This is a genomic window from Listeria rocourtiae FSL F6-920 (assembly GCF_000525975.1).
GTDB classification, from domain to species: Bacteria; Bacillota; Bacilli; order Lactobacillales; family Listeriaceae; genus Listeria_A; species Listeria_A rocourtiae.
In genome coordinates this window covers 1-914 of the sequence record NZ_AODK01000102.1, presented here as the reverse complement: position 1 = coordinate 914, position 914 = coordinate 1, and the positions used below count along the sequence as shown (strand labels likewise).

The following is a 914-nucleotide window of genomic DNA, read 5'->3' as shown; positions in this document are numbered from 1 at the left end:
CGAACAAAGAAACGTAAATTTCTACAAAAAGAGGAGTTAGCAAAGTTATTACAATCACTTGATACAAGTAAAGTTGGTTTTGACTGGTTCGTAATGTTGATAGCTAAAACAGGTATGCGTTATGCCGAGGCGTTAGCTGTCACTCCAAATGACTTTGACTGGGTAAATCAAACAATAACAATCAATAAAACGTGGGATTATAAAGGCAACACAGGCTTCTCTAAAACGAAAACAACCTCATCGGTTCGAACAATAAAAATAGATTGGCAAATTGTCGGTCAGTTTAAGCCGTTGATAAAAGACTTTGCAGACGAGGAGCCGATTTTCGTGAATAAATTAGAAGATGGCACTTATCAACGACAGTTTAATTCTACAATCAACAACTTCTTAGTAGCAAAATGCAAAGCAGTTGGGATTACGGAGATAAGCCTACACGCGTTACGTCACACACATGCTAGCGTATTGCTTGCGGAGGGTGTATCTATTCATACCATTTCGGCACGGCTAGGACATGCAGATGTTAGCGTGACGCAAGAAACATATGCTCATATATTAGATGAATTGCAAAAGAAGGATGATCAAAAAATGCTATCTGTGCTGATGCAAATCGCGTAGAGGGGTGAGTTTATGCCGAAAAGGTTGTTCAGCGAAGAGGAAGAAGAGTATTTAGAGTATTATATTTTTTGCCAAGACGAACAGAACTATGAAGCAGCAGCTAAGCACTTAGATTGCACCACAGAACAAATATCAAACTGGCGTGGTTATCACATGAAGAAGCGCACATTAAAGCGCAGATGGACGGAAAGAGAATGTGAAATACTTCGAAGGTTCCATCCAGCTATGAATGTGCACGAAATTGCAAAGATGCTGAATAGACCTTATTCTGCTGTTGCCAGAAAAGCTTCTAACATGGG

Annotated in this window: 2 protein-coding genes; both read left to right on the top strand. The window is 39.7% G+C overall.

Annotated features, from left to right (window positions below; genetic code table 11):
• Positions 1-615 (top strand): site-specific integrase (locus PROCOU_RS16030; RefSeq protein WP_036074445.1); only part of this gene is annotated, 615 nt, incomplete at its 5' end.
• 12 nt (positions 616-627) lie between these two features.
• A partial coding sequence (locus PROCOU_RS16025) for a hypothetical protein (RefSeq protein ID WP_036074442.1) occupies positions 628-914 on the top strand: 287 nt, incomplete at its 3' end.